Consider the following 26,950-nt stretch of genomic DNA (forward strand, 5'->3'; position numbering starts at 1 on the left):
CGCGCAGCATATGCAATCCGCGCGGCTGCCGGAAAATGGGCTTTCCCCTCCGGGTGCGGCAACCTATTGTCGCTGAGTGAAACGCGGCGCCCTGCGGCGCACAGGATCATGGGGACCAGATGCGGCTGATTTGCCCGAACTGCGGCGCGCAATACGAGGTGCCGTCCAACGTCATTCCGACGGGCGGGCGCGATGTGCAATGTTCCAGTTGCGGCCACACCTGGTTTCAGGCGCACCCCCAGGATGACGACGTGCCCCCGCGCCCGGACGACTGGGATACCGGGCCGGACCGCGACGAAGACCCCGAGCCTGACACCGCCCCGCCCGTGCCGGCCCCCGATCGCAAACCCCGCAGCCTTGATCCTTCGGTGATCGAGGTCCTGCGCGAAGAGGCCGACCGCGAGGCGCGCCAACGCGCCGCCGAAACCGGCGCCCTGGAAACCCAGCCCGATCTGGGGCTGGCGGCGCCGCAAGACAGCGAAGCCGCCCGGCGCGCCCGTGATTCCCGCGAGCGCACGGTCGAGGAGAAAAGCGATTCCCCCGCGCCCGCGCCTCTCCCCGACCGGATCGCCGACGGGGCCGTGACCGCCGGCGCCGCTGCCGGTTCGCGTCGGGAACTGCTGCCCGATATCGAAGAGATCAATCAGACGCTGCGGGCGTCTCCCGGCCGCCGGGGCGATGCGCAGAATCGCGACATGACGACGCCCCAGGGCCGCGCGGCAACGGATGAAGACATCGTCGCCCGGCGCAGCGGGTTCAGCGCCGGGTTCCGCACCGTGATCCTGATCGCTGTTCTGGCAATCGCGCTTTACGTTATGGCGCCCACCCTTGTGGACATGGCCCCTGCCCTTGGGGCGGTGCTGAACCCTTATGTCGACGCGATCGACGCGGCGCGCCTGTGGCTTGACGGGCAGATCGTGGCGCTGTTGCAGATGCTGGACGGCTACAGTTCGGAAGCCGCTGCGCAGTAGCGGCCCGCCCCGTCAGCCGTCATCCCCCTGCCCCTCCAGGGCAACTCAACCCTTGCCCCTCCAGGGCACCAGCGCACGCTCGGCGGCGCGCATCAGCATGTCGATGCCAAACCCGATGACACCGATCAGAATGATGCCCATGATCACGATGTCGGTCAGCTGAAACTTCGACGCCACCATGATCATCATGCCCGCGCCCTTTTCCGCCGCCACCAGTTCCGCCGCCACGACCGTGCCCCAGCATACGCCCATCGCCACGCGCGCGCCGGTAAAGATGTCGGGCAGCGAATTGGGAATGATGACGTGTCGCATGATCTGCGCCTTGCTCGCGCCGAGCGAATAGGCGGCGTGCACCTTCGAGATGCTGACCCCCGAGACGCCCGAGCGCGCCGCGATAGCCATGATCCACAGCGCGGCCAGGAACAGCAGGATGATCTTGCCGGTTTCGCCGATGCCCGCCCAGATGATTACCAGCGGGATCAGCGCAAGCGGCGGCACCGGGCGCATGAATTCGACGATCGGGTCGAACCAGCCGCGAAACCAGTCCGACAGGCCCATCGCATAGCCCAGCGGAATTCCGGCCAGCGCACCAAAGAAAAATCCCGCGACGACCCGGAACAGCGACCAGCCCAGATGTTCCCAAAGGGTGCTGTCGCGATAGCCGTTGCGCGCGATGTCGATCATGCGGGCGACGACCGCCTCGGGCGGCGGCAGCCAGATCGGTTCCATCTGCCAGCCCTTGGCCGGTTCGACGTTCAGCGTGCCCTTGGGCGACATACCGATGCGCCCGAAGTCGGTCAGAACCTCCTTGCCCGGCGCGATGAGCTGGCCGTTGATGGCGATCACGCGGTGCCCGGCGTCGCGCCCCAGATCGTCGTTGCGATCGACCCGCACCAGCCCCGAACGCCAGGCGGCGATCGCGTCGCTGTCGTTCCTGGCCCAGCCCGTGCCGGGATCGACCGGCGGCGGGTCGGACTGGGTTCCCGCGGCAAAGACACGGATGGTGACAGTCGCGTCATCCGGGTCGACCCCGTCGGCGGTCGCGGTATAGGTGAATTGCGCGTCGCCGGTGAAGGGGCCCGGCGCATGCAAGACCCCCGGCACCCACGCCGAGCCGGTAAAGGCGCCCCAGAGCAGAAAGATGCTGAGCACGGACACCACCGAGGCAATGCGGTTCGGTCGCACCGCGCTTTCATCGCCAAAGGTCACGGTCTTGCGGGCGGTGAAATCCCGCGTGCCGCGGTGGACCAGCAGCTTCACCAGGAAATACGCGCCGGCAAAGATCGCGACATAGATCAGCAGAACGATCATTGCGTCGTCTCGGTGCGGCCCATGATTTCTTCTTCCATGTCCCAGATCATGCCGAGAATCTCTTCGCGGGTGCGGGCGAAATCGGGGTGTTTCTTGACCGCCCGAAGGTCTTCGGCAACGCCAAGATCGGCAAAGGGCAGCCGGTATTCCCGGTGAATGCGCCCCGGCCGCGGCGCCATCACCAGCAGCCGTTCGCCCAGCAACAGCGCCTCTTCGACGGAGTGGGTGATCAGGATGACGGTCTTGCCGGTTTCCTTCCACAGCTTCAGCACGAGGCTTTGCATCTTTTCGCGGGTCAGCGCATCGAGCGCGCCAAGCGGCTCATCCATCAGGATCACGTCGGGATCGTTGGCAAGACACCGGGCCAGCGCCACGCGCTGCTGCATGCCGCCCGACAATTCGTACACGGCCTTGGCCTTGAAATCGCGCAGGCCCACCACGTCAAGCAGGTGATCCACATGTTCCGCCCAGTGGCGTTCGCGCTTGCCTGCCATACGCGGGCCAAAGCTGACATTGTCACGCACATCCATCCATTCGAACAGCGCGCCTTGTTGAAACACCATGCCCCGCTCGGCGCCGGGGCCGGTGACCGCGTGGCCGTTCATTTGGATCTTCCCGGACGTAGGGGCAAGAAACCCGGCGACGATGTTCAAAAGCGTGGTCTTGCCACAGCCTGACGGGCCGAGCACCGACAACAGCTCGCCCGCCGCAAGATCGAGGCTGACGTCCTTCAGCGCCTGCACCGAGCTGCCGTTGGGCAAATCGAAACGCATGGAGATGCGGTCGATGGAAAGTCCGCTCATCGGTGTTCTTTCGATAAGGAAACAGGCGCCAAGGAATTTTCTGCGACCATTCTGGAAAATTCTCCGGTGAAGAATTTTGGCGCGGGGCGGCACCGGATGGCGCCGCCCCGCAGCGTTACATGCCCAAGGCGGTGTCGAGCGGGCCGGTGTTCACCGTGCCCTCATAGCTGCCAAGGGCGGCGTCGATCGAGCCTGCCTCGACAAAGACGTCCGCGACGCCCTTCATGAATTCCTGCGCCCCGCCCCCCAGCCATTTTTCTGTCAACTGCGCATCTACGGGCGGGAAAACGAACGTGGCGAGGGTTTCGGCGGTGGCGTCTTCGTCCATGCCCGCATCCCTCGCGATGACGGGCAGCATCCTGGCCCGGTTCGATTCATCCGCCCACATGGCGTTCGCCCTGGCGGTCACCGACAGGAATTGCGCCACCGTGTCGGAATTTTCGGCGATCCAGCCAGCGGGGCCCGACGTCAGGTCGAAGACGAGGATGCCGAGTTCTTCCTTTTCTGCGCCGGACAGCAGCACGTTGCCGTGTTCCTTCATGCGACGCAGGCTGCCACCCCAACCGCAGGCCATGTCGACCGAGCCCTGCGCCAGCGCCGCCGCGCCGTCGGGCGGGGCCATGTCGACGATTTCCATGCCCGAAATATCCACGCCGAAATGGGACATCTGCTTGAGAAACCCGTAATGCGCCGCAGTGCCCAGCGGAACGGCGACCTTTTTGCCAGCCAGCTCTTCGGCAGAGGTCTTGTCGATCTCAAGCGCCTCGGCCACCACGCAATTGTCGTTATCGGCATAGCTGACCGCAACGTCGATCGCCTGAAGATCCTGCCCCGCGCTGACGGCAACCACGAAAGGCGGCACGCCCTGGCTGACCGACAGATGCACATCGCCCGACGCCATCGCCGCGCTCATTGCGGTGCCGGTGTCGAAGCTGACCCAGTTGATCCCGGTGCCAAGCGCCTCTTCGTACATGCCCGTGGCCTTGGCATACTCAAAGGGCATCGGCCATTCCAGAAAATAGCCCACGGTGATGTCGGCACCGGCGCTGCCCGCAATCAGGGCGGATGCTGCGGCACCTGCTGCAAGGCTTTTGAAGGTGGTCATGGTGGTTCTCCCCGAAGTCGGCCCCGCTCGTGTCGGCGCCGTCCTGCATGATATGGGCGGCACATGCGCCGCGTGCCCCCGCTGTGATCGGACCGGAAATCGACTGACGGATCAATACAAGCCTGTCTCATTTGCCCGTTTTTTCGCCCGACCGCGCGAAACTGGCGCATTTCCGGTGCAGCATGACCCGGCGTGTCATCCGCGACAACCATCGCGGCGCCGGTATCCGGGCGGGTGGTGTTGCCTCTGGCGCTCAAAGCTGTGCTAACATTCCCCCGAGCCGGCAGACCGCGCCGGTGCGACCAGATTCCCGGAGACAGCACGATGGACGGCACCCTTACCCAGAACGACCTGAGCCACGTTGTCGAGGCCGACAAGGCCCATGTGTGGCATCACCTGTTACAGCACAAGGCGCTGGAAACCAGCGATCCGCGCATCATCGTCGAGGGCAAGGGTATGCGGGTCTGGGACCAGCACGGGCGCGAATTCATCGACGCGGTGTCCGGCGCGGTCTGGACCGTCAACGTGGGCTACGGGCGTCGGTCGATCGTCGATGCCATGTCCGAGCAACTGATGAAACTGAACTATTTCGCAGGCTCCGCGGGATCAGTGCCGGGGGCGCTGTTCGCTGAAAAGCTGATCGACAAGATGCCGGGGATGAGCCGCGTCTACTATACCAACTCCGGCTCCGAGGCGAACGAGAAGGCGTTCAAGATGGTCCGTCAGATCGCCCACAAGCGGTATGGCGGCAGGAAACACAAGATCCTGTTCCGCGAGCGCGACTACCACGGCGGCACCATCGGCGCGATGTCGGCGGGCGGGCAGCTGGAACGCAACCTGCAATACGGCCCCTTTGCGCCGGGGTTCGTCATGGTGCCCCATTGCCTGGAATACCGCGCCGCCGATCAGGGCTGGGGCGACCTTTCGGGCGAGGCGTATGGCGAACGCGCCGCCAATGCCATCGAAGAGGTGATCCTGCGCGAAGGTCCCGACACCGTGGGCGCGCTGTGTCTGGAACCGGTGACCGCGGGCGGCGGCGTCATCGTGCCCCCCGTGGGCTACTGGCAGCGCGTGCAGGAAATCTGCCGCAGGTACGACATCCTGCTGCATATCGACGAGGTGGTCTGCGGTGTCGGTCGCACCGGCACGCATTGGTTCGGCTACCAGCATTACGGCATCGAACCCGATTTCGTGACCATGGCCAAGGGCGTCGCATCCGGTTACGCCGCCATCGCATGCTGCGTGACCAACGAACGGGTGTTCGACCTGTTCAAGGACGACCCAAGCGATCCGCTGAACCACTTCCGTGACATTTCGACCTTTGGGGGCTGCACCGCCGGGCCCGCCGCCGCGCTGGAAAACATGCGCATCATCGAGGATGAGAACCTGCTGGAAAACTGCACCGCCATGGGGGATTACATGTACGAAAGCCTCGGTGCGCTGGCGGACAAGCATGCCGTGGTGGGCGATGTGCGCGGCAAGGGACTGTTCCTCGGGGTCGAACTGGTCGCGGATCGCGACACCAAAACGCCGGTCAGCGAGGCGCAGGTCGGCGCCACCGTGGCGGGCTGTGCCGCCGAGGGCGTCATCATCGGCGCCTCGAACCGGTCCTGCCCCGGCCTGAACAACGTGCTGTGCCTTGCGCCCGCGCTGATTTCGACCAGGGACGACATCGACCAGATCGTCGATGCGGTGGACAAGAGCCTTGGCAAGGTCTTTGGATGACCCGGACCAACGATGCCGGCCAGCCTGTCGGATCGCCCGTCACGGGTCGCTTTCCCTGCGCGCGGCCCGCGCGTGCGCCTCTGGCCGGACCGCGCGTGCGTCTGGAACCGCTGCGCACCGATCACACCGAGGGGCTGTTTGCCGCCTTTGCCGAGGATAGCGAAGGGCGCGGCTGGACCTACCTGCCGCGCGGCCCCTTTGCCGATCTCGCCGATGCACACAGCTGGGCAGCGGATGCGATCGCCAGTGAAGACCCGCTGTATTTCGCCATCTGCGCCCCCGACGGCACGCCGCTGGGCTTTTGTTCCTATCTTCGGATCGACCCTGCGAATGGCGTGATCGAGGTCGGTTTCATTCATATGTCGCCGCGCCTGCAACGCACCGCCGCCGCGACCGAAGCGATGTTCCTGATGATGGCGCGCGCCTTCGACGCGCTGGGCTATCGACGCTATGAATGGAAATGCGACGCGCTGAACATGCCGTCGCGCGGCGCGGCGCAACGGCTTGGCTTCAGCTATGAAGGTACCTTTCGCCAGGCCACCATTGTCAAGGGGCGCAACCGCGACACCGCCTGGTTTTCGGTGATCGACAGCGAATGGCCGGAATTGAAGGCACGGTTCGAACATTGGCTCGATCCGGATAATTTCGACGCGGACGGCGGCCAGATCGCCGCGCTTGGCAAGCTCTAGGATCCGCGCGCCCTGAGCCGGTCGCGCACGCCAAGGATGTCACCGCGCAGGCGGACAAGATCGTCCATCGGCAGGCCCATGCGGTCCGCCATCCGCTGCGGAATCCACGCGGCGGTGTCCTGCATCGCCTGCCCGGCATCGGTCAGTCGCACCAGCACGCGGCGTTCATCCTGCGGATCGCGGGCGCGATCCAGCAAGCCCTGCGCCTGCATGCGCTTCAGCAACGGGGTCAGAGTGTTGGACGACAGCCCCAGCTCTTTCCCCAGCGCGCCGACGCTGCGCCCGTCCTGCCCCCACAGCGACATCATCACCAGATATTGCGGATAGGTCAGCCCAAGCGGCGCAAGCAGGTCTGCGTAGGCCTGCTGTACCGCGTGTTGGGCGGAATAGAGCGCGAAACACAGCATATCGGGGGGTGTTACTGTCATCCCCACAAGGTAGATCGTGCGCGATTGTCTCGCAAGTGGCTTGACTTTGGCACCCGTGGCGCCATTTCAATCGTGCACGATATAATCGCTCATGAAAGGAAAGTCTCATGGCAATCGATATGGCAATCGACACGAAATACCAGACTGAAGGCTACGCCACCGGCGGCGGGCGCAACGGGATCGCCGGCCTTGCCAGCGGCCAACTGACAGTGACCATGGCCAGCCCGCCCGCACTTGGCGGTGACGGCAAGGGTCACAACCCCGAAGAACTGTTCGCGATGGGCTATGCTGCCTGCTTCCTCAGCGCCATGCACGCCGTTGCCAGGATGGAAAAGCTGGGCGATGTCCCGGAGGACGCAAAGGTGACCGCAACGGTCGGCATCGGCCCACGCGGCGATGGCGGCTTTGGCATCGCCGTGAAACTGGCCGTCAGCCTGCCAGGACTGGACCGCGCCGTGGCGCAGAAGATTGTCGAGCGCGGGCATTTCGTCTGCCCCTATTCGGACGCGACCAAAGGCAACATCGACGTCGATCTGTCGCTGGTCTGACCGCCCCCGGAAACGCAAAAAGGACCACCCCGGAGGTGGTCCTTTTCATGTCATGTCAGTGTCAGAGGGACCCGCCGGAACTTAATCGGGGATCAACCGTTGACGCTGTCTTTCAGGGCCTTGGCGATGGTCACCTTGACCTGCTTGTCGGCTTCTTTCTTGAACTGCTCGCCGGTGGCGGGGTTGCGCACCATGCGCTCGGGGCGCTCGCGGCAGTAGATCTTGCCGACGCCCGGCAGGGTCACCGCGCCGCCGTCGGCCACCGCCTTGGTGATGATGCCGGTGATCGCGTCAAGCGCCGCGGTCGCGGTCTTCTTGTCCGCGTCCATCTCGGTGGCCAGGGCGGCCACAAGCTCGGTCTTGGTCATCGGTTTCGCCATTTCATGGTCTCCTTGGACTGCCCGTTTTATTGGGGCTCTTGTTGTATGTAGATCATCATGTCGTGTTCAAACACAATGGAATGGGTCGGTTTGCAAGGGAAAAACGTATGTTTTTCGCCGCTGCGCCGCGGTTGTGGCCCCAGTTACAGGAATGCCGTCTCTTCGAAACTGCGAAGCTTGCGGCTGTGCAGTCTTTCAAGCGGCATTCCGCGCAAGCGTTCCATCGCGCGGATGCCGATCATCAGGTGACGCGCCACCTGGGTCTTGTAGAAATCCGACGCCATGCCGGGCAGCTTCAGCTCGCCGTGCAGGGGTTTGTCGCTGACGCACAGCAGCGTTCCGTAGGGCACGCGAAACCGGAATCCGTTGGCGGCAATCGTGGCCGATTCCATATCCAGCGCCACGGCGCGCGACTGGCTGAGCCGCTGCACCGGGCCGGAATGGTCGCGCAGCTCCCAGTTCCGGTTGTCGACGGATGCAACGGTGCCGGTGCGCATGATCCGCTTGAGGTCATAGCCATCCAGCTGGGTTTCCTGTGCCACCGCCTGTTCCAGCGCCACCTGAATTTCCGCCAGCGCCGGAATCGGCACCCAGACCGGCAGGTCGTCATCCAGCACCTTGTCTTCGCGCAGATAGGCATGGGCCAGCACGAAATCGCCCAGCGATTGAGAACTGCGCAAACCGGCGCAATGGCCGACCATCAGCCAGGCATGCGGGCGCAGCACGGCGATGTGGTCGGTCGCGGTCTTGGCGTTTGACGGCCCCACCCCGATATTGACCAGCGTGATGCCCGCCCCGTTGGGCCGCTTGAGGTGATAGGTCGGCATCTGCGGCATCTTGGGGCTGAGCGGTATCGGCGTTTCAGGGTCGGTGATCTCGACATTGCCGGTGGACACGAAGCTGGAATAGCCGCTGTCGGGGTCGGCCAACTGCGCGCGGGCGTAGGCTTCGAATTCGCTGACGTAGAACTGGTAGTTGGTGAACAGCACATGGTTCTGGAAATGGCCCGGATCGGTGGCGGTGTAATGCGCCAGACGGGCCAGAGAATAGTCGATGCGCTGCGCGGTAAAGGGCGCCAGGGGCTGCGCGCCATCGGCGGCGGGCTGCGCGACGCCGTTGACGATATCGTCGTTGGTGACGTTCAGGTCGGGCACATCGAACACATCGCGCAGGATGAATTCCGCCGCCCCTTCCTGCGGAACCGCAATCTCGGGATAGTTGGACACCGCGAAATGCACCGGCATCGGCGTTTCCGACAGCCCCACCTGCACTGGCACCTGATGGCTTTCCAGCAACAGGCCGATCTGCTGTTCCAGATAGTGCCGGAACAAGTCGGGACGGGTGATCCCGGTGGCAAATGTGCCCGGCGCGGGAACGTGGCCAAAGCTGAGGCGGCTGTCGACCTTTGCGTGTGTCGTCGTGGTGACGCGGATCTCGGGGTAATAGGCCCGGATCCGCACGCCGGGGTGACCGTCGCGCATCGCCCCCAGAAAACGGTCGTGCAGGAAGCCGATCGACAGATCGTAAAGCGCGACAAGCCGGTCGACCGCGGCGGAGGCGTCGGTAAACAGCTCTGGCGCGGGGGGCGTGGGCGTCACGATTTTCAGCGGCTGGATGCTGTCCTGCATTGGGTTTCTTCCCTGTTGTTACCGCACAAACTGGCACCGGCGGCGCGGGCGTTCAAGGCGTCGCGTGGCGCCGGCAGAAAAACGCCCCCGCACGCAGGGTGCGGGGGCGTTAATTACGCATCCCGAATGCAGCACCCGATCAGCTGCGGACGAGTTTTTCGTAGGTGTCCATGATGTCCAGCGTCAGGGCGCCGACCTCGAAACGATAGTCACGGATCTGACCCACCGGCGTGACCTCGGCGGCGGTGCCGGTCAGCCAGCACTGTTCGAATCCGTCCAGTTCTTCGGGCATGATGTGGCGTTCATGCACGGCGATACCCTTTTCCGTGAGCAGCTTGATGACCGTCTGGCGGGTCAGGCCGTTCAGAAAACAATCGGCCAGCGGGGTGTGGACCTCGCCATCCTTGACGAAGAATATGTTCGCGCCGGTCGCCTCGGCCACATAGCCGCGATGATCCATGAACAGCGCATCCGAACAGCCCCGCGCCTCGGCCTCGTGCTTGGACATGGTGCAGATCATGTAAAGACCGGCGGCCTTGGCGTGCACCGGCGCGGTCTCGGGCGACGGGCGTTTCCAGCGCGCGATGTCCAGCTTGGCGCCCTTGAGCTTGGCATCGCCGTAGTAGTTACCCCATTCCCAGGCGGCCACGGCCAGATGGACCGGGTTGCGCGACGAGGCGACCCCCATCTCCTGCCCTGCCCCGCGCCACGCCACCGCGCGCACATAGGCGTCGGTAAAGCCGTTGGCCTGAAGCACGGCGTCTTTGGCGGCGTCGATGTCTTCGGCGGTGTAGGGGATTTCGAAATCCAGTTCGGACGCGGAAAAGCGCAGCCGTTTGGAATGTTCGTGCCCAAGGAAGATCTTGCCACCGTAGCAACGTTCGCCTTCGAACACCGACGAAGCGTAGTGCAGCGCGTGAGTCAGGATGTGCACCTTAGCGGCCCGCCAGTCCACCAGCTTGCCGTCCAGCCAGATCTTGCCGTCACGGTCGTCATATGCACCTTCCATCGCTCATTCTCCTTCAGCGTGGGATATGTCCTGATCTTCGCATTTTATTTCCATTTGTTGCGCCAGATATGGCCGTTATGGACATATAATTACGCGAAAACTGCGACTCGCTACCAGTTGACACTTGGAATGTCAACAAGGCTGACTTAAAGTCCCAACAAAAGACGGCACAGAAAGAGGGACGGCATGGCGGATCTGCCTGGAACGCAAGGGCACACGGGGGAATCTCTGCTTTTCCTGACGGACGAGCAGCTTCGCCAGGGGATCGAGGCGATGTTCTTTGCCTATCGCGGCTTTACCGCCGACCCCGACCGCATTCTGTCTGAAATGCACTACGGGCGGGCGCACCACCGGGCGGTCCACTTCATCCACATCGTGCCGGGCACCACCGTCAACAACCTGCTGTCGATCCTGGGGGTGACGAAACAATCGCTTAACCGGGTGTTGCGCACGCTGATCGACGACGGGCTGGTCGAAAGCCGGATCGGGCGGACCGACAAGCGCGAACGCCACCTGTTCCTGACCCCGGACGGGCGCGACCTGGAACACCGCCTGTCCGATGCGCAGCGCGCCCGCATGCGGGCCGCCTATCGACAAGCCGGCCCCGAGGCGGTGGTCGGCTTTCGCAAGGTGCTGGAGGCGATGATGGACCCCGACCTGCAACGCCACTACTCAGGCCTGAGGGAACCGCGCTGATGGCCGAACCCGACGCCCATATCCTTGTCGTCGATGACGATGAACGCATCCGTCAGCTGCTGCAGAAATTCCTGATCCGCAACGGATTTCTGGTCACCGCCGCGCGCGACGCCGCCCATGCAAGGCGCATCTTGCGGGGACTGGATTTCGACATGATCGTGCTGGACGTGATGATGCCCGGCGAAGACGGTGTCAGCCTGACGCGCGGCATCCGCGAAACCTCGACCACGCCGATCATGCTGCTGACCGCGCGGGGCGAAACCGACGACCGCATCAAGGGGTTCGAAGCGGGCGCCGACGACTACCTGCCCAAGCCGTTCGAACCCAAGGAACTGCTGCTGCGCATGGCCGCCATCCTGCGCCGGATGCCGGACCCGCCGCGCGATGCCTCGGCGCCCAAGCTGCTGACACTTGGGCTGATCCGCTACGACATCGAACGCGGAGAGATGTGGCAGGGCGAGGACCAGATCCGCCTGACCGCCACCGAAAGCCAGTTGATGCGGATCTTTTCCGCCAGACCCGGCGAGGCGCTGACCCGCACGGAACTGGTCGAGGAACTGGGCCGCGACAAGGGCCAGGCGCAGGAACGCGCCGTCGATGTGCAGATCACCCGCCTGCGCCGCAAGATCGAATCCGACCCCAAACAACCGCGCTATCTGCAAACGGTGCGCGGCGCGGGCTACATGCTGGCCCCTGACTGACGCGCGGCCCCCGAAATACCGTCCCTGCGGGTGGTCCCGGGGGACGAACACGACTATGATCCGGACGCGCCCAAGGCCACAGGCCCGGCGCCGATAACAGAACTGATCGAGGCCAGAAAAATGACCGACACCGCCGTCAAGGACATGACATTCGAACAGGCCATGGCCGAGCTTGAACAAGTGGTCGGCCAACTTGAACGCGGCGATGTGCCGCTTGAGGCGTCGATCGAACTGTACAAGCGTGGCGACGCGCTGAAAAAGCACTGCGAAGCCAAGCTCAAGAGCGCCGAGGAAAAGGTGGCCGCGATCCAGCTCGACGCTGCGGGCGAGCCGACCGGCCTGAAGCCCGTCGAAGGTCTGTAACGCCCGATGTTCAAGGACAGTCTTGGCCGCGGCGCGCGCGCTGTGGATGCGCATTTCGCCGGCGTTCTGGGCGGGGTTGACGACCTGCCCGTGACCCGCGCCATGGGCTATGCCGTATCCGGCGGCAAGGGGCTGCGCGGCTGGCTGGTGCTGGAAAGCGCGCGCCTGCACGACGTGCCGCGGGACCGCGCGCTTTGGCCCGCCTGCGCGATCGAGGCGATCCACGCCTATTCGCTGGTGCATGACGACCTGCCCTGCATGGATGACGACGACCTGCGCCGGGGCCGGCCCACGCTGCACCGCGAATGGGACGAGGCCACCGCCGTTCTGGCCGGCGACGCGCTGCAGGCACTGGGGTTCGAGATGGTCAGCGATCCGCGATGCCACCCGGATGCAGCCGTGCGTGCGGACCTGACCCTCAGCCTTGCGCGGGCCGCCGGGGCGCGCGGCATGGTGCTGGGCCAGGCGCTGGACATGGCCGCCGAAAGGACCACCCGGCCGCTGACGCTGGATCAGATCACCGCGTTGCAGTCGGGCAAGACCGGCGCGCTGATCACATGGTCGGCGCAGGCGGGCGCGCGGTTGGCACGGGCCGACCTTGCACCGCTGACCGCCTATGCCGAACGCCTTGGCCTTGCGTTTCAGATCGCCGACGACATTCTGGATGTCACCGGCGATGCGGACACCGTGGGCAAGGCGGTGGGCAAGGACGCCGCGCGCGGCAAGGCCACCTTTGTGTCGCTGCTGGGGCTGGACGGTGCGAAACGGCGCGCACAAACCCTCGTGACTGATGCCTGCGACGCGCTATCGTCATACGGCGCCGGGGCGGATGCCTTGCGGGAAGCCGCCCGCTTCGTTATCTCCCGACGAACCTGACCGCGAGAGACGCCATGACCGCCAGCCCCGACACCCCGCTTCTTGATCGCGTCTCCGCACCGGCGGATCTGAAACGAATGTCGGACGCCGAACTGGAACAGCTTGCGCACGAACTGCGCGCCGAAACCATCGCGGCGGTGTCGCAAACCGGCGGTCATCTGGGGGCGGGCCTTGGCGTCGTCGAACTGACGGTCGCGCTCCATGCGGTATTCGACACGCCGCGCGACAAGCTGATCTGGGACGTGTCGCATCAGGCCTATCCGCACAAGATCCTGACCGGGCGGCGGGATCGCATCCGCACCATCCGGCAGCAGGGCGGGCTGTCCGGTTTTACCAAACGCAGCGAATCGCCTTACGATTGCTTCGGGGCGGGGCACAGCTCGACCTCGATTTCCGCCGCGCTCGGCTTTGCGGTGGCGCGCGATCTGGGCGGCACCACCGACACCGGCGCGGGCGATGCCATCGCAGTGATCGGCGACGGGGCCATGTCGGCGGGCATGGCGTTCGAGGCGATGAACAACGCCGGCCATCTTGGCAAACGGCTGATCGTCATCCTGAACGACAACGAAATGTCCATCGCCGCGCCCACCGGCGCGATGTCGTCCTACCTGTCGCGGCTCTATGCCGAAGCACCGTTTCAGGATCTGAAAGTCGCCGCCAAGGGCGCGGTTGCGCTGTTGCCCCCGCCCTTGCGCGAGGGCGCCAAGCGCGCCAAGGAGATGATCAAGGGCATGGCCGTCGGCGGCACCCTGTTCGAGGAACTCGGATTCAGCTACCTTGGGCCCATCGACGGTCACGACCTGCACCAGCTGCTGCCGGTGTTGCGCACCGTGCGCGACCGCGCCACAGGTCCGATCCTGATCCACGCGCTCACGAAAAAGGGCAAGGGGTACGCCCCCGCCGAAGGCTCTGCCGACCGGGGCCACGCGCGCGCGAAATTCGACGTTTCGACCGGCGAGCAGAAAAAGGCGCCATCGAACGCGCCCAGCTACACCTCGGTCTTTGCCAAGGAACTGACCCGTCTGGCCGAGGTCGACCCCCGCATCTGCGCCGTAACCGCCGCCATGCCCGACGGCACCGGGCTGGACCTGATGGCCGAACGCTTTCCGGCGCGCGTGTTCGACGTGGGCATCGCCGAACAGCATGGGGTGACCTTTGCCGCCGGGCTGGCCGCGGGCGGGCTGCGGCCGTTCTGCGCGATGTATTCAACATTCTTGCAACGCGGATACGACCAGGTTGTGCATGACGTGGCGATCCAGCGCCTGCCGGTGCGCTTTGCCATCGACCGCGCCGGGCTTGTCGGCGCCGACGGCGCGACCCATGCGGGCGCCTACGACATCGCCTTCATGACCAACTTGCCGGGCATGGTGGTCATGGCCGCCGCCGACGAGGCCGAGCTGAAGCACATGGTTGCCACCGCCGCGGCGTATGACAGCGGCCCCATCGCCTTTCGCTACCCGCGCGGCGAAGGGCGCGGAGTCGACATGCCCGAACAGGGCGAAATCCTTGAAATCGGACGCGGACGCCTGATCCGGCAAGGTGCCCGCGTCGCCCTTCTCAGCTTTGGCACGCGGCTGGGGGAAACGCTTGCCGCCGCCGAAAGGCTCGACGCGCGCGGCATCGCTGCGACCGTTGCCGATGCCCGCTTCGCCAAGCCGCTCGACCGCGATCTGATCCTGCGACTCGCCACCACGCATGAGGCGCTTGTCACCATCGAAGAAGGCGCGATCGGGGGCTTTGGCAGCCACGTCGCGCAGCTTTTGGCGGACGAAGGCATCTTTGACCACGGGTTGAAATTTCGCTCGATGGTGCTGCCCGACAGCTTTATCGACCACGCCAGCCCCGACGCGATGTACGCCGCCGCCGGGCTGGATGCCGCCCGCATCGAAGAAAAGGTGCTGACGACTCTCGGCGTGGATCTGATCAGCCGCAAGGCGTAGCGCGCGGCGCCTCTTGGGGTTGGGATGCCGGCGGGGCGCAAGGGCGCAGGCGGCGCCCCGCCCCGGTCAGGCTCCTTGCAGCCCTTCTTCGGCAAGCAGGGCCCGCAGCCCCGTCCGGTAGTCGGGATACATCAGCCGCACCCCCAGATCTTCCTTGAGCCGCCGGTTCGAGACCCGTTTGCTTTCGGCGTAGAAACTGCGCGCCATCGAGGTCATTTCTGCCGTGGCGAAATCTTCTTCGGCCGGCGGGGTGACGCCCAGAAGCTCGCACGCGAACAGAATGACATCCTGCGGAGGCGCCGGGGCGTCGTCGCACAGGTTGTATATTCCACCGGGCTGCGGACGCCTGATCGACGCTTCCAGGCTTTGCGCGATATCCGCGGCGTGGATGCGGCTGAACACCTGTCCGGGCTTCACGATACGACGGGCAGTGCCGCCGCGCACCTTGGCAAATGGCCCGCGACCAGGGCCATAAATCCCCGCAAGGCGGAAGATGTGCAGCGGCAGATCGGGAATGGCCTGCCATGCGGTTTCCGCCTCGACCCGCAGGCGGCCGCGACGGGTCGACGGATCAAGAGCGGCGTTTTCATCGATCCACTCCCCCGCGTGATCTCCGTAAACGCCGGTGGTCGACAGATAGCCGGCCCATGTCAGATCAGGCGCGCGGGCGGCAAGCGTTTCATGCGCAAGCGCAAGCGACGGGTCTCCGTCGGGGCCCGGTCCGGCAGAGATCAGCAGATGGCTCGCCAGGTTCAGCGCGGCTGAAACGGCCTCGCGCGTCCAGGCAACCGGGGTCATGCCGCGCGCCCGCATCCGGTCGGCTTTTGCCGGATCGCGGGTGGTGCCCAGAACCTTCCAGCCCAGAGGCAAAAGGCGATCGGCAAGCGCCTGGGCGGAATACCCGTGCCCAAGGGAAAGCAGTACATTCTTCATACAGACAGCCTGCCGGGCGGCGCCGGAACATGCAAGCCGCGCCGGATGGGCAAACTCGCGCCGATGCACCCGGCACGGGATAGGCAGCCACCGCCGGTTGCGCTAGTCAGGCGCCAGGCTTGGACAGTTTTCACGAGGAACCATGATTCCGTTTACCCGCCGACATGTGCTGTCGCTGTTCCCCGGCGCGCTTGCCGCCTGTGGCCTTCCCCCGGAACAGGCCGCACCCCAACGGACGATGAAGTTCAACCCGCCGCTTTATCCGAACGAAACCGCCGAACTGCGCAGGCTGATCAACAAGTGGTCGGACAATTACGAGGTGCCGCGCGAACTGGTTCATCGGCTGGCCATTCGCGAAAGCACGCATAATCCGGGCGCGCGCAACGGCCCCTATTACGGGCTTCTTCAGATCCTGCCGCAAACCGCGCGAGGCATGGGATTTCGGGGCAGCGCGACCGAACTGCTGAACGCTGATACAAACCTGCAATATGCCGTGAAATACCTGCGCGGCGCCTGGCTGGTGTCCGACGGCGATCAGGACAAGGCGATTTCCTGGTATGCGCGCGGCTATTATTATGAAGCCAAGCGGCGCGGCATGTTGATTGCAACCGGGCTGCGCAAAGGCTGACCATGGGCAGGGCGCCGGGCGCGTTGGGTGTTATTACAGCCTCGTGATGGCGATCAGCGCGCAATGACGGGTCTTGCCACATGTGCACACCGGTCAAAGCGGGTGGCAACCTGGCGCCGATCTCCTGGACCTGCGGAATCAGCTTGCGAACAGCCCGCCTGTCGCGGACGGCGTCTTTCGCCGAATTGCACCCCTGGACCGGCCAGGAGTTTCTGGCGCGCGTGGCCGGTTTGACCGCCGGGCAAGGTTCCTCCGACGCGGCAAGTGGCGGAACACGTCGGGGGCGGGCCCTGGTTGCGGTTCCGCTGATATCGGCGAAGATCGCCTCGGGCGGTGTGCAGACAGGGCAGGTAAAGCGGGTCGCGGACCATGGTGCCGACCGGTATTTGCGAAGAACCCGGTCCCTTTGGCTCAGGTTTCATACCGCATGGTCAGAAGATGGGAACGACCGCGACGCGTACCGACAGGAGGATCACCGCTGGTGAAGCGCTCCTGACGCAAGGGCCTTTTCCTGTTCAGGTATCCTGAACAACATAACCATCCCCGGCCATTCTGCGCTTGGGGTGCTTCGCAGCGTGTCCCTGTCTGAACCGCGCGTGACCAGATGAGGGTGTGACAGTCTTCTCTGAGGCAAGCCGCGGATACGGGGGCTGCTGGCTCGTTTGTCATCGCGTGAGCGTCTCGTCGACAGTGAGTGACGTGGCTGGCGTTGTGCGGGCCGAAGGCGCTTTCGGAGCGGCTTGCGCGTTGTGAGGCTGGCAATTGGGGGGCACCGGCGAATTTTGCAGCGGCAGTCCGCCCGTCCACCCCGGCCTGATGCTGTTGAAAAACAGAGGGTTTGATCGGGGCAAGGGTTTTGCTGTTGATGCCGGCCAGCGGACGGCGGCGCGCAAGGGCCCGGCTTTCTTCGCCTATTCAGGCAATTACCTGATCGACACGGATCACGGGATCATCATGGATGTCGATGCGACCCGTTCTGTCCGGCAGGCTGAGGTCAGGATTGACGCTTGCGAAGCTGGATCGCACGGCAGAACGCTCCGCTGTCCGCGCCGACTGGCCGGTCGCCGAGACGGTCTTTGACTCCGAAGAGTGCTTGGTCGAAATCGTCCTGAGACGGCGAATTCTGCCCTTCATCCCGGTGATCGACAAGGGTGCGCGCACGGGCGGAACGTTGTCACCTTCCGACTTTACCTGCGAGGAAGAGAATGACTGCGAAGTCTGCCCCAAAGCTAGGGAGCTGGCGCACAGGCAACGGAATTATCCAGGTCCGGGGCGACTCGCGCCCGAGATGAAACCACGCAGGTATCGCGCTGCGAAAGCCGACTGTCTGGCTTGTCCATTGAAGGCGCAATGCTGCCAGAACAGCGAAACGCACAGCCTGCAGCGCGGGAAGAACGGATCGTGCGCGACTTCGCCCGAATCTGCAAAGCGTCTGGCGCCAACGAGACGACCGCGAGGCGGCGCCGGGAGGTCGAGATTCTGCAACGTATCCTTGGGCTCAACCGACTACGGCTGAGGGGGCCATCAGGAGTGAAGGACGAGTTGATACCCGCCGCCACCGCCCAGGACCTCCGGAAATTGACCAAGCTCTGCCCCACAACGGCCCCCGCGATGCGGACCGGCTGAAAAGCCGATCATGCACGCGTCAGGCGTCGAAGGGTCGCTGCGAAAGAATGCGCCGAATTGCTCCCGATCACGATAACCGAGCGTTTTAACAGCATCGGCCAGAGCCTGCCGTTCGCTCTGGCGCTGCGCCGCGCATCACCATCCCCGCTTGCAGCCAGTCGTTCCCGAGCCTGGGCGGCGCGGCGACAGTGCGCCCGATCCCATGCACGGCAGGTAAAATGCCGGCGTTGACGGACTGCATCCATTCAGTCCCTCGACCGCTACGAATCTAGTGCACGGCGCGCAGCATAGCCGTGTTCGACTGGATCGTTGTGTTCAAGTCGACGATTCTGGCAAGACGCGCCTCGATCTCGTCCTGACCGGCATCGAGTTGGTCCACGATTCCCGCGAGCGAATCCCCGGACCCATTGAGCGCCGCGCTTTCGATCTTGCACATCATTCGGGTTGAGCTTAGCCCGGTGACATAACGCTTCATGTCCAGGACGCTTCGTCCAAGGCGCGTGGCTTCGGTTTCAACAACCTTCAACGCATCGCCGCTGCGGCGGTTGAAATTATCCGCTTCCTTGCGCAGGGTGTCGCGGTCTTCGTGAAGCGCAGCTACGTTCGTAGCCAGGCGGATGTCTTCTTCGAAGAGCGTCGACATTTCGCGTTGCAGGGTCGCAGCACAAACAAGGAACTGGCCGCGTTCGATGGTTTCACGCATACGGACGTAGGTGCTGTCCTTGCCGTCGACAAAGGTGCGGACCCAAGTGGCCATCTCGTCCAGCATGGAACCGTAGTTCACAGAAATCGCGCTGATCGGCCCGCCGGCGTTTTCCAGTCGCGACGCCAGGATACGCATGTTCATCGGCACCGTGCGGATCGCCTTGATGACCTCCGTCATCTCGTCGGCTTCCTGGCGGATCTGCGCGATCGTCCGCGTCATCGTCAGAAACCGCTGCTGGCTGGAGTCGAAGCTGATGCCCAGCTTTTTCGCCCGCTCTTCCAGTTCCAGCGACAATGCCGCAGACATGAAGGATTCATAGGTATCGAAGCCTTTGTCGGCAAGTGCCGCCAACAGGGCCTCGGCGCTGCGCTGAGCGTTGACGTTGTCGTCGCGCTCGGCCCGGCGCAGTTCGGTATAAATTTCGGTCACATCGCGAAAAAGCTGCGTATGCGGCTTGATCCGCACCGAAATATAGCCATCGGGAATGGGCCATGACACCGCGAGAACCCAGTAATAACGCCCGTCCTTGGCCCGGTTCTTGACATAGGCGGCCACTTCCTTGCCTGCCTTCAACCGATCCCAGAACAGTTGGAACACACCTTTGGGCATGTCCGGATGGCGGATGACCTTGTGCGGCGCGCCTTTCAGTTCGTCCCAGTTGAACCCCGAGATACGACGGAAAACGCTGTTGCCTTCGACGATCACGCCACCCTGATCGGTGCGGGAATAGAACATGCTCGATGCCTCGAAAGGCACCTCTCCGACGCCGGAAGACCGGGTTTGCGAGATGAGCTGGGAATCGTGTTGTGACATCGGGGCCTCGTGCAATCAGAGCGGCGTTCACCCCGGACAATGCCTTCGGCACCCTTTCCAAATGCTGAACGCGGGCAGAGATTTCCGCCCGCGTTCGAAAGTTGTCGGCAATGCCGGGACCGAAGCCGCCGCAATCAGCTCGGGCTTAGTCCGCGCAGCCGCTCAGACCGGCGGCGCAGCAGTTCCACCGTGGCAAGCAGCATGATCGAGATGCCCACGAGAATCGTCGCGGCGGCAAGGATCGTCGGCGAGATCTGTTCGCGCAGGCCGGTAAACATCTGCCAGGGCAGCGTCTGCAATTCGGCCGAGCCGATGAACAACACCACGACCACCTCGTCAAAGGACGTGATAAACGCAAACAGCCCGCCCGAAATCACGCCCGGCAGGATCAGCGGCATCTGCACCCTGAAGAAGGTGGTCACAGGGTCCGCGCCCATGTTCGCCGCCGCCCGCGTCAGCGACCGGTCAAAGCCCACGAGCGTCGCGGTCACGGTGATGATGACAAAGGGAATGCCCAGCACCGCATGCGCCAGAACGACGCCCCAGTAGGTGCCCACGATGCCGATCTTGGAATAGAAGAAATACATACCCGTGGCCGAAATGATCAGCGGCACAATCATCGGCGAAATCAGGATCGCCATGATCGCGCGTTTGCCCGGAACGTGGCTTTGCGACAGGCCGATGGCCGCCAGCGTGCCCAGAGACACCGAAATCACCGTCGCCACGGGTGCGATCATCAACGAATTCCGGACCGCACTAGTCCATTCGGAATTCGTCAGGAAATCGCGGTAATGCTTCAGCGAATACCCCGCGGGATCGAAGCTCAGCATTTCGGGGGTGAAGGTGAAGAAATTCTCGGCGTTGAAACTGAGCGGCATGACCACCAGGATCGGAGTGATCAGAAAGACAAAGATCGCGCCGCAAATCACCCGAAACGTATAGTGCCACAACACCTGACCTGACGTCAGATAAGGCACCAGCGCGCGGCGGTAGCGGCCAAAGCCGATCCAGTAGGTGAACCAGCCAAAGAACCAGCCGAACAGCGCGCCCATGACCAGACCGGGCTTGCCCCCCAGCAAGAACCCGACAATGGCGAACAGCACGATCACGCCCCAGCGCGCGGGTTTCTCATGGCGCTCGCCCAGCAGCCTGACCAGCACAAAGGCGATGCCCGCCATGACGATGGCCCCGGCCACGATGCCAAGCGGCGAAGACCCGTTGGCCGCCCCGACAAAGATCCCGGCAAAGGCGCCGGCGGCGGCAAGAACCCCAAGGGTGAAGCCCAGCGGCTTTTCGCTCTCGGGTGTCAGGATGACGTCGTTCATATCCGTTACCCCAATTTCACGTTGTCGATGCCCACGATACGGTCGTAGGCCCAGTAGAGAATAAGAACCACCGCAAGCAGGATCGTCCCGAGCGCAGCCGCGAGGCCCCAGTTGAGCGAGCTTGAAATGTGGTAGGCGATGCGGTTCGAAATGAACGTCCCGGTGGTGCCGCCGACGATCTCGGGCGTGATGTAATAGCCGATCGACAGGATGAACACGAGGATCGACCCAGCCCCGATGCCCGGAATGGATTGCGGGAAATACACCCGCCAGAAGGTCGTCCAGTCGGTCGCCCCCAGCGATTTCGCCGCCCGCACATAGGTGTGCGGGATGGTCGACATCACCGAATACATCGGCAGGATCATGAACGGCAGCAGGATATGCGTCATTGCCACGATCGTGCCGAACTGGTTGTTGATCATCGCAAGGCGCGAGTCATCCGCCACCAGACCCAGCCAGACCAGCACGTCGTTGATGACGCCCTGCTGTTGCAGCATCACCTTCCATGCGCTGGTGCGCACCAGAAGCGATGTCCAGAACGGCAAGAGCACCAGGATCATCAGCAGGTTGGCCTTGCGCGCTGGCAGGTTCGCCAGAATATAGGCCACCGGATAGGCCAGCAGGATGCAGCTGCAGGTGATGACCATCGACATGAAGATCGTACGCTTGAACAGCAGCATGTAGATGCGCTGGTTGTCGGGGCGCATTTCCACGCCCTCGGGCGTCAGCTGCATGTCGACCGAATTCAGGAAATAGCCCGGAGTCATTTCGGGGGAATACAGTTTTATGGTGCGCCAGATCTCGGGGTCGGCCCAGTCCTCGTCGATGTCCTCGAAACCCCGGGCAAAGCTGACCGTCTCGAAATCGGGGCTGTCGACCAGCGCATCCGCCGCCACAAGCATGTCGGCGCGCGGGCCGCTGTAGCCCGACAGATCGCCAGCGGCGAGATCTTCGTACAGTGCGGTGTGGACCGCCGACCAGGGTTCTTCGTCGAGCGGGCTCTTGTTGTCTTCGTCCTGGAGATACAGCGCAAAGGCCTCGTATTGCTCGGCGGTCCGGGGCAACAGATCCGCGATACCGTCGCGCAGGATAAATTCGGGCTGGCGCGCGCCCTTTGTCCAGGCGGCCTGTTCGGACAACCACTCGGGGTCGCCCATCAGCTCGGCCCAGGGCATGGCTTCGTCCCAACCCTCGTCGAGATCCTCGAACTGGTCCTGATAGACCTCTCCGATGTCATCAAGCCCGCGGCCCGATTTGCGGAACAGCGACGAGGCGCCGGTCTGTTCGTAGTTCAGGCGCGTGCCGAGACGCGTGTGCAGCTTGCGCTCGGCGGCGATATACAGATCGAAATACGCCGCCTCAAAGGCGGTTTCGGGCGGCATGCCCTGCCCGTCCCAATCCGCCAGCACGGCGGTCGTGCGCGGCATGGTATCGGAAACGATGTCGTTCTCGACCGAGCGAAACAGCATGTCCGCGATCGGGGCGATGAAAGTGACGAGCACAAAAAGCAGCAGCGGCGCGATCAGCATCAGCGCGCGCATCTTCTGCATGCGCAGGGCACGCGCCAGGCTTTTCTTGAGAGGCGTTCCGTCGGCGGCCATCATGGGCCCGGCAGAGCCCTCTGTGGCGTCCCCTTTGGCGTCGGTCATATCATCCCCGTGGATTTGTTTGTATAGCGCGATCTCTGACGGATCGTCTGCGCGGGGCACCCGCCCCGAAATGGCGCGGCGCGGGCCGAAACCCGCGCCGCCCTGATTTTACTGAGCCAGCCAGGCCTGGAATTTCGCGTCGATGTCGTCACGATAATCTGCCCAGAACTCGTAGTTATAAAGCAGCGTGTTGGACGCATTCCTGGGATCGGTCGGCATGTGCGGCGCCATGGCGATACCAAGCTCGGCGTGTTCGCCAACCAGCGGCGCCGAGGATTCGCGTGCCGGTCCGTACGAGATGTACGCGGCCTGGTCCGCAAGGCGCTGGGTGTCGGTGGCGAAGTAGAGGAAATCCTTGACGCGGGCGAGCGCCTCGTCCGACAGGCCGGTCGGAATGATCCAGCCGTCAAGGTCGAACACCTGCATGTCCCACAGCATGCCCACGGGCTGGTCCTGCTCTTCGATGACCGAGAACAGGCGACCGTTGTAGGTCGAGCCCATCACGACTTCGCCGTCGGCCAGCAGTTGGGGCGTATCGGCACCGGCGGACCACCACACAACCTGGTCCTTGATGGTGTCCAGCTTGGCAAGCGCCTGATCCTGGCCCTCGGGGGTTTCCAGCACGTCGTAGATCTCGGCCTTGGCGACGCCGTCGCAATACAGAGCCCATTCCATGTTGTTGATCGGGCGCTTTTCCAGCGAACGCTTGCCCGGATAGGTGTCCAGATCGAACAGGGCGCAGATCTCGGTCGGGGGCGTGTCGCCCACCAGGTCGGTGCGATAGCCCACGGTGGTCGAATAGACGATCTGCGGGATATAGCAGTCCGACACGATCAGATCGCCGAAATCGTCCGACGCCTTGGTGCCGTCGGGCGCGGCGGCCAGCAGTTCGTCGGGGTCGTATTCCATGGCGAGACCTTCATCGCACAGACGGATGGCATCCGACGCAACGACATCGACGAGATCCCAGGTGATGTTGCCGGCCTCGTTCATGGCGCGCAGCTTGGCCACGGCCTCATTCGAGGATTCATCCCACGAGATGGTCACATCGGGGTGCATCTCGGCATAGGGCTGGGCATAGGCCTTGTCCTGGCTCGCCTGATAAGCGCCGCCCCAGGAGACGAGCGTCATGCTGTCGGCCATGTCCTGTGCGGCCACCGCGCCAGCGGCGACGGTCAGTGCCGTCGTGGCCAGGAGGGTCTTGGTCAGTTTCATTGGGTGCTCCCTGGTGTTGTACCCGTTTGGTCGATGAAGCCGCGCCACGGGTCACGGTCGCGGCTTCGGTTGCGGAACGGGCGCGGCGCCATGCGCCTCCGCCTGCCCCGTATGCGTGTGTCAGTCGGCGTCGAGCGCGCGGCAATCTTCGGGCAGCCAGCCGATGGCCACCTCCTGCCCCGGCGTCAGGCGTTCCTGATCGGCGCGGTTGCGCGTCTTGATGACGAAATCGCGGTTGCCGGCCACTTCCAGCCGGGTGCGGAAGATGTCGCCCATGTAAACGAATTCCAGCACCCTGGCCTTGAGCGTATGGGCCGTGTCGCCCAGCTCGGGGTTCACCTCGACACGCTCGGGGCGGATCGAGACCCGCGTCCGTTCGCCCGGTTGCGTCACGTTGACGGGCTTGGCGTCGATCACCTCGCCATTGGCAAGCTGTACGGTGCAGCGGTCGCCCTGGATTTGCTGGACGGTGCCTTCCAGCGTGTTGTTCTCGCCGATGAACTGGGCGACAAAGCTGTTCTGCGGCGCCTCGTACAGCTCATCGGGCGGCGCAAGCTGCTGGATGCGGCCGTCGTTGAACACCGCGACCCGGTCGGACATGGTCAGCGCCTCGGTCTGGTCGTGCGTGACATAGACCGTTGTGATGCCAAGGCTGTGCGCCAGGTTGGTGATCTCGAACTGCATCTTTTCGCGCAACTGCTTGTCGAGCGCGCCAAGCGGTTCGTCCATCAGCACCAGTTCGGGTTCGAACACCAGCGCGCGCGCCAGCGCGATCCGCTGCTGCTGCCCCCCTGAAAGCTGGCCGGGACGGCGTCCGCCGAAATCGCCCATCTCGACCATGTCGAGCGCGCGCTTCACCTTGGCCTCGCGGTCGGACTTGCCGATCTTTCGGACCTCAAGCGGAAAGGCAAGGTTTTCGGCCACGGTCATGTGGGGGAAAAGCGCATAGTTCTGAAAAACCATGCCGATGCCGCGCTTGTGGGGCGGAATGTTGTTGATGCTGACGCCATCCAGCTTGATTTCGCCGTGGGTGGCGGTTTCGAACCCCGCGAGCATCATCAGACAGGTGGTCTTGCCCGACCCGGACGGCCCGAGCATCGTGAGAAACTCGCCCTTGGGCAGGCTGAGATTCAGGTCCTTGACCACAAGGCTTTCGCCGTCATAGCTTTTCTGAACCCGTTCGAATGCGACGAAAGCGTCGCTTGCTCCGGTGTCTGGCAAATCCGGCTCCCCGTTGATGTCTCGCGAATTTTCTTCGCTGTCTTATTGCCAAACTAAACCGCTTTGGCCCCCGTGTTGCAACCGCATAGACGCGTCGCCGCCCGGCTTGGGCGAAACACGGGAAGTTCCCTGTCGAAAGCGACGCTTTACAGGCGAATACGCCATGAAATCCCCGTCATTCAGGCCATTCGACCAGCGGTGCCGTGCCCCCGGCGGGACCTGCACACAGCATCCACCGGCGCCTCAAGGCGCAGAATCGTTCGAATCCTTGCATTCGAAGGGCGCCGGGCGCACAATTTGTCAGCAGGTGAGACCTATTTGGACAGCCGGCCCCGCCTGCGCCCCTCAGCGACCCCCCATGTCGCTTTCAGACAGACCATATGGCTGGAAATTCGATAGCCCCCATCACAGCCCCCGACAATTGGCGCCTTGCCCGAGTCGCCCGCGCCCGTTTCGCCCGCATCACAGGACCCGCCATGCTAGACAAGACCGAGGCCATTCTCGCCGATCTGATCGCTTTTCCGACCGTGTCGACCGACAGCAATCTCGACATGATGCACTGGATGGCAGAGCGGCTGGAACATCTTGGTGCCAAGGTCGAACTGTTTGCCGACGACACCGGTGCCAAGGCCAACATGTTCGCGACGATCGGGCCGGACGTGCCCGGTGGCGTGGTGCTGTCGGGGCATTCCGACGTGGTGCCGGTGACTGACCAGGTCTGGCATTCCAACCCGTTCCAGATGACCGAAAAGAACGATCTGCTGCATGGCCGCGGCAGCTGCGACATGAAGGGGTTCATCGCGGCGACGCTCGCCATGGCCGAGCCGCTGTCGCAGGCCACGCTGAAGCGTCCGGTGCACCTGTGCTTTACCCATGACGAGGAAATCGGCTGCATGGGCGCGCGCGCGCTGGTGCCCGAGCTCAAACGCCTGGGCAAGGTCCCCCGCATGGCCATCGTCGGCGAGCCGACCGAGATGCGCATCATCGAGGGCCACAAGGGCTGTTGCGAATACACCTGCCGCTTTCACGGGCTGGAAGGGCACGGATCCGCTCCCGATCTTGGCGTCAACGCGGTGGAATACGCCGTACGCTACGTCACGCGCCTGATGGCTCTCGCCGAGGCGCTGAAATCCCGCGCGCCGGCGGGGTCGCGGTTCGATCCGGCCTGGACCACCGTCAACCTCGGGCGGCTCTACGGCGGTGTGGCGCATAACGTCATTCCGGGCTTTGCCGAGGTCGACTGGGAAATGCGCCCCGTGCAGCCGGGCGACGCGGAATTCGTCAAGGACGCGCTGAGCGCCTATGTCGAAACCGACCTGCTGCCGGCAATGCGACGGGTTTACCCGGACGCCCGCATCGACACCCAGGTCATTGGCGAGGTCGCCGGGCTGGAACCCCTTGCCGACAACGCCGCGCGCGATCTGGTGGCGCAGCTGACCGGCAACAACGCCTGCGACGTGGTGCCCTTTGGCACCGAAGCGGGGCTGTTTCAGGAAATGGGCATGTCGGTGGTGGTCTGCGGCCCCGGCTCGATCGCGCAGGCACACAAGCCTAACGAATTCGTCGCCCGCAGCGAGCTTGCCGCCTGCCTCGATATGCTGACCGGCATCGCCCGCAGCGTCGCGGCGTAGTCGCCGCGCCATACGATGCGGCGTAGTCGC

At 64.0% G+C, this 26,950-nt stretch carries 25 protein-coding genes; 12 read left to right on the forward strand and 13 right to left on the reverse strand.

Annotated elements, in window-relative coordinates:
* Positions 1-119: 119 nt before the first annotated feature.
* Entirely contained in the window at positions 120-971 is an 852-nt protein-coding gene (locus ATI53_RS02885; protein WP_009507045.1) for a zinc-ribbon domain-containing protein, read from the forward strand.
* A gap of 45 nt (positions 972-1,016) precedes the next feature.
* On the opposite strand, the gene ATI53_RS02890 is transcribed toward ATI53_RS02885, so the two are convergent.
* From ATI53_RS02890 to ATI53_RS02900, 3 genes are all read right to left on the reverse strand, one after another.
* Complete coding sequence (locus ATI53_RS02890; RefSeq protein ID WP_111549691.1) at positions 1,017-2,282, reverse strand: ABC transporter permease; 1,266 nt, start codon at positions 2,280-2,282, stop codon at positions 1,017-1,019.
* On the reverse strand, positions 2,279-3,085 hold the full coding sequence (locus ATI53_RS02895; RefSeq protein WP_009507042.1) for a taurine ABC transporter ATP-binding protein: 807 nt from the start codon (positions 3,083-3,085) through the stop codon (positions 2,279-2,281). Before ATI53_RS02895 ends, ATI53_RS02890 begins: the two co-directional genes overlap by 4 nt.
* A gap of 115 nt (positions 3,086-3,200) precedes the next feature.
* Entirely contained in the window at positions 3,201-4,190 is a 990-nt protein-coding gene (locus ATI53_RS02900; RefSeq protein WP_111549692.1) for a taurine ABC transporter substrate-binding protein, read from the reverse strand.
* A 324-nt stretch (positions 4,191-4,514) separates the two neighbouring features.
* On the opposite strand from ATI53_RS02900, the gene ATI53_RS02905 reads away from it, so the two are divergent.
* Together ATI53_RS02905 and ATI53_RS02910 are read left to right on the forward strand one after the other, a co-directional pair.
* Positions 4,515-5,915 (forward strand): aminotransferase family protein, encoded by a 1,401-nt coding sequence (locus tag ATI53_RS02905; protein WP_009507038.1) that lies wholly within the window; start codon positions 4,515-4,517, stop codon positions 5,913-5,915.
* Positions 5,912-6,604, forward strand: a complete 693-nt coding sequence (locus ATI53_RS02910; protein ID WP_009507036.1) for a GNAT family N-acetyltransferase — start codon at positions 5,912-5,914, stop codon at positions 6,602-6,604. The genes ATI53_RS02905 and ATI53_RS02910 overlap by 4 nt, the downstream gene beginning before the upstream one ends.
* On the opposite strand, the gene ATI53_RS02915 is transcribed toward ATI53_RS02910, so the two are convergent.
* Positions 6,601-7,032 carry a MarR family winged helix-turn-helix transcriptional regulator gene (locus ATI53_RS02915; protein ID WP_034453600.1) on the reverse strand — a complete coding sequence of 144 codons (432 nt, stop codon included), beginning with the start codon at positions 7,030-7,032 and terminating at the stop codon, positions 6,601-6,603. The two genes, ATI53_RS02910 and ATI53_RS02915, sit on opposite strands and share 4 nt — an antisense overlap.
* A 107-nt stretch (positions 7,033-7,139) precedes the next feature.
* Between ATI53_RS02915 and ATI53_RS02920 the strand changes: the two genes are divergently transcribed.
* Entirely contained in the window at positions 7,140-7,580 is a 441-nt protein-coding gene (locus tag ATI53_RS02920; protein WP_009507033.1) for an organic hydroperoxide resistance protein, read from the forward strand.
* Between the two features lie 92 nt (positions 7,581-7,672).
* Here the strand turns inward: ATI53_RS02920 and ATI53_RS02925 are convergent, their stop codons facing one another.
* The 3 genes from ATI53_RS02925 to ATI53_RS02935 all read right to left on the reverse strand — a co-directional run bounded on the left by ATI53_RS02925 (position 7,673) and on the right by ATI53_RS02935 (position 10,597).
* Positions 7,673-7,960, reverse strand: a complete 288-nt coding sequence (locus ATI53_RS02925) for an HU family DNA-binding protein (RefSeq protein ID WP_009507032.1) — start codon at positions 7,958-7,960, stop codon at positions 7,673-7,675.
* 143 nt (positions 7,961-8,103) lie between these two features.
* Complete coding sequence (locus ATI53_RS02930; protein ID WP_009507031.1) at positions 8,104-9,588, reverse strand: AMP nucleosidase; 1,485 nt, start codon at positions 9,586-9,588, stop codon at positions 8,104-8,106.
* A gap of 139 nt (positions 9,589-9,727) precedes the next feature.
* Positions 9,728-10,597 (reverse strand): branched-chain amino acid aminotransferase, encoded by an 870-nt coding sequence (locus ATI53_RS02935; RefSeq protein WP_009507030.1) that lies wholly within the window; start codon positions 10,595-10,597, stop codon positions 9,728-9,730.
* Between the two features lie 186 nt (positions 10,598-10,783).
* On the opposite strand from ATI53_RS02935, the gene ATI53_RS02940 reads away from it, so the two are divergent.
* The 5 genes from ATI53_RS02940 to dxs all read left to right on the forward strand — a co-directional run bounded on the left by ATI53_RS02940 (position 10,784) and on the right by dxs (position 15,173).
* Positions 10,784-11,293, forward strand: coding sequence for a MarR family winged helix-turn-helix transcriptional regulator (locus ATI53_RS02940; RefSeq protein WP_009507029.1), 510 nt, complete (start codon positions 10,784-10,786; stop codon positions 11,291-11,293).
* Positions 11,293-11,994 (forward strand): response regulator, encoded by a 702-nt coding sequence (locus ATI53_RS02945; protein WP_009507027.1) that lies wholly within the window; start codon positions 11,293-11,295, stop codon positions 11,992-11,994. The genes ATI53_RS02940 and ATI53_RS02945 overlap by 1 nt, the downstream gene beginning before the upstream one ends.
* 120 nt (positions 11,995-12,114) lie before the next feature.
* Entirely contained in the window at positions 12,115-12,357 is a 243-nt protein-coding gene (locus ATI53_RS02950; RefSeq protein ID WP_009507026.1) for an exodeoxyribonuclease VII small subunit, read from the forward strand.
* 6 nt (positions 12,358-12,363) lie between these two features.
* Positions 12,364-13,233 carry a polyprenyl synthetase family protein gene (locus ATI53_RS02955; RefSeq protein ID WP_009507025.1) on the forward strand — a complete coding sequence of 290 codons (870 nt, stop codon included), beginning with the start codon at positions 12,364-12,366 and terminating at the stop codon, positions 13,231-13,233.
* Positions 13,234-13,247: 14 nt separating this feature from the next.
* Positions 13,248-15,173, forward strand: a complete 1,926-nt coding sequence (gene dxs, locus ATI53_RS02960) for a 1-deoxy-D-xylulose-5-phosphate synthase (protein ID WP_111549693.1) — start codon at positions 13,248-13,250, stop codon at positions 15,171-15,173.
* 66 nt (positions 15,174-15,239) lie between these two features.
* On the opposite strand, the gene ATI53_RS02965 is transcribed toward dxs, so the two are convergent.
* Entirely contained in the window at positions 15,240-16,106 is an 867-nt protein-coding gene (locus tag ATI53_RS02965) for an SDR family oxidoreductase (RefSeq protein ID WP_009507023.1), read from the reverse strand.
* A gap of 142 nt (positions 16,107-16,248) precedes the next feature.
* Here ATI53_RS02965 and ATI53_RS02970 point away from each other — a divergent pair, with 142 nt between their 5' ends.
* Positions 16,249-16,734 (forward strand): lytic transglycosylase domain-containing protein, encoded by a 486-nt coding sequence (locus tag ATI53_RS02970; protein ID WP_111549694.1) that lies wholly within the window; start codon positions 16,249-16,251, stop codon positions 16,732-16,734.
* Between the two features lie 816 nt (positions 16,735-17,550).
* Complete coding sequence (locus ATI53_RS02980; RefSeq protein ID WP_146609878.1) at positions 17,551-17,814, forward strand: hypothetical protein; 264 nt, start codon at positions 17,551-17,553, stop codon at positions 17,812-17,814.
* 814 nt (positions 17,815-18,628) lie between these two features.
* Here the strand turns inward: ATI53_RS02980 and ATI53_RS02990 are convergent.
* The 5 genes from ATI53_RS02990 to ATI53_RS03010 form a co-directional block, all read right to left on the reverse strand.
* Positions 18,629-19,879 carry a PAS domain-containing protein gene (locus tag ATI53_RS02990; RefSeq protein WP_034453598.1) on the reverse strand — a complete coding sequence of 417 codons (1,251 nt, stop codon included), beginning with the start codon at positions 19,877-19,879 and terminating at the stop codon, positions 18,629-18,631.
* Positions 19,880-20,013: 134 nt separating this feature from the next.
* Positions 20,014-21,204: an ABC transporter permease gene (locus ATI53_RS02995; protein WP_009507017.1), complete on the reverse strand. Its 1,191-nt coding sequence runs from the start codon at positions 21,202-21,204 to the stop codon at positions 20,014-20,016.
* A gap of 5 nt (positions 21,205-21,209) precedes the next feature.
* Positions 21,210-22,853, reverse strand: coding sequence for an ABC transporter permease (locus ATI53_RS03000; RefSeq protein ID WP_111549696.1), 1,644 nt, complete (start codon positions 22,851-22,853; stop codon positions 21,210-21,212).
* Positions 22,854-22,961: 108 nt separating this feature from the next.
* Positions 22,962-24,068, reverse strand: a complete 1,107-nt coding sequence (locus ATI53_RS03005; protein ID WP_009507015.1) for an extracellular solute-binding protein — start codon at positions 24,066-24,068, stop codon at positions 22,962-22,964.
* A gap of 120 nt (positions 24,069-24,188) precedes the next feature.
* A complete protein-coding gene (locus ATI53_RS03010; RefSeq protein ID WP_009507014.1) occupies positions 24,189-25,289 on the reverse strand; it encodes an ABC transporter ATP-binding protein in 1,101 nt (366 codons plus the stop codon).
* A 476-nt stretch (positions 25,290-25,765) separates the two neighbouring features.
* On the opposite strand from ATI53_RS03010, the gene argE reads away from it, so the two are divergent.
* A complete protein-coding gene (argE, locus tag ATI53_RS03015) occupies positions 25,766-26,920 on the forward strand; it encodes an acetylornithine deacetylase (RefSeq protein ID WP_111549697.1) in 1,155 nt (384 codons plus the stop codon).
* Positions 26,921-26,950: the final 30 nt, after the last annotated feature.

Source organism: Salipiger aestuarii (assembly GCF_003259905.1).
In the GTDB taxonomy this organism is placed as follows: Bacteria; Pseudomonadota; Alphaproteobacteria; order Rhodobacterales; family Rhodobacteraceae; genus Salipiger; species Salipiger aestuarii.

What these genes read in the sequence shown, in the direction of transcription:
- ATI53_RS03000 (WP_111549696.1), bottom strand. Translation starts at nt 22,853, where the DNA reads ATGACCGACGCCAAAGGGGACGCCACAGAGGGCTCTGCCGGGCCCATG.
- ATI53_RS02895 (WP_009507042.1), bottom strand. Translation starts at nt 3,085, where the DNA reads ATGAGCGGACTTTCCATCGACCGCATCTCCATGCGTTTCGATTTGCCC.
- ATI53_RS02930 (WP_009507031.1), bottom strand. Translation starts at nt 9,588, where the DNA reads ATGCAGGACAGCATCCAGCCGCTGAAAATCGTGACGCCCACGCCCCCC.
- ATI53_RS02980 (WP_146609878.1), top strand. Translation starts at nt 17,551, where the DNA reads ATGCTGTTGAAAAACAGAGGGTTTGATCGGGGCAAGGGTTTTGCTGTT.
- ATI53_RS02940 (WP_009507029.1), top strand. Translation starts at nt 10,784, where the DNA reads ATGGCGGATCTGCCTGGAACGCAAGGGCACACGGGGGAATCTCTGCTT.
- ATI53_RS02915 (WP_034453600.1), bottom strand. Translation starts at nt 7,032, where the DNA reads ATGACAGTAACACCCCCCGATATGCTGTGTTTCGCGCTCTATTCCGCC.
- ATI53_RS02885 (WP_009507045.1), top strand. Translation starts at nt 120, where the DNA reads ATGCGGCTGATTTGCCCGAACTGCGGCGCGCAATACGAGGTGCCGTCC.
- ATI53_RS03005 (WP_009507015.1), bottom strand. Translation starts at nt 24,068, where the DNA reads ATGAAACTGACCAAGACCCTCCTGGCCACGACGGCACTGACCGTCGCC.
- ATI53_RS02955 (WP_009507025.1), top strand. Translation starts at nt 12,364, where the DNA reads ATGTTCAAGGACAGTCTTGGCCGCGGCGCGCGCGCTGTGGATGCGCAT.
- ATI53_RS02965 (WP_009507023.1), bottom strand. Translation starts at nt 16,106, where the DNA reads ATGAAGAATGTACTGCTTTCCCTTGGGCACGGGTATTCCGCCCAGGCG.
- ATI53_RS02950 (WP_009507026.1), top strand. Translation starts at nt 12,115, where the DNA reads ATGACCGACACCGCCGTCAAGGACATGACATTCGAACAGGCCATGGCC.
- ATI53_RS02920 (WP_009507033.1), top strand. Translation starts at nt 7,140, where the DNA reads ATGGCAATCGATATGGCAATCGACACGAAATACCAGACTGAAGGCTAC.
- dxs (WP_111549693.1), top strand. Translation starts at nt 13,248, where the DNA reads ATGACCGCCAGCCCCGACACCCCGCTTCTTGATCGCGTCTCCGCACCG.
- ATI53_RS02925 (WP_009507032.1), bottom strand. Translation starts at nt 7,960, where the DNA reads ATGGCGAAACCGATGACCAAGACCGAGCTTGTGGCCGCCCTGGCCACC.
- ATI53_RS02890 (WP_111549691.1), bottom strand. Translation starts at nt 2,282, where the DNA reads ATGATCGTTCTGCTGATCTATGTCGCGATCTTTGCCGGCGCGTATTTC.
- ATI53_RS02995 (WP_009507017.1), bottom strand. Translation starts at nt 21,204, where the DNA reads ATGAACGACGTCATCCTGACACCCGAGAGCGAAAAGCCGCTGGGCTTC.
- argE (WP_111549697.1), top strand. Translation starts at nt 25,766, where the DNA reads ATGCTAGACAAGACCGAGGCCATTCTCGCCGATCTGATCGCTTTTCCG.
- ATI53_RS02990 (WP_034453598.1), bottom strand. Translation starts at nt 19,879, where the DNA reads ATGTCACAACACGATTCCCAGCTCATCTCGCAAACCCGGTCTTCCGGC.
- ATI53_RS02905 (WP_009507038.1), top strand. Translation starts at nt 4,515, where the DNA reads ATGGACGGCACCCTTACCCAGAACGACCTGAGCCACGTTGTCGAGGCC.
- ATI53_RS02970 (WP_111549694.1), top strand. Translation starts at nt 16,249, where the DNA reads ATGATTCCGTTTACCCGCCGACATGTGCTGTCGCTGTTCCCCGGCGCG.
- ATI53_RS02900 (WP_111549692.1), bottom strand. Translation starts at nt 4,190, where the DNA reads ATGACCACCTTCAAAAGCCTTGCAGCAGGTGCCGCAGCATCCGCCCTG.
- ATI53_RS02910 (WP_009507036.1), top strand. Translation starts at nt 5,912, where the DNA reads ATGACCCGGACCAACGATGCCGGCCAGCCTGTCGGATCGCCCGTCACG.
- ATI53_RS02945 (WP_009507027.1), top strand. Translation starts at nt 11,293, where the DNA reads ATGGCCGAACCCGACGCCCATATCCTTGTCGTCGATGACGATGAACGC.
- ATI53_RS02935 (WP_009507030.1), bottom strand. Translation starts at nt 10,597, where the DNA reads ATGGAAGGTGCATATGACGACCGTGACGGCAAGATCTGGCTGGACGGC.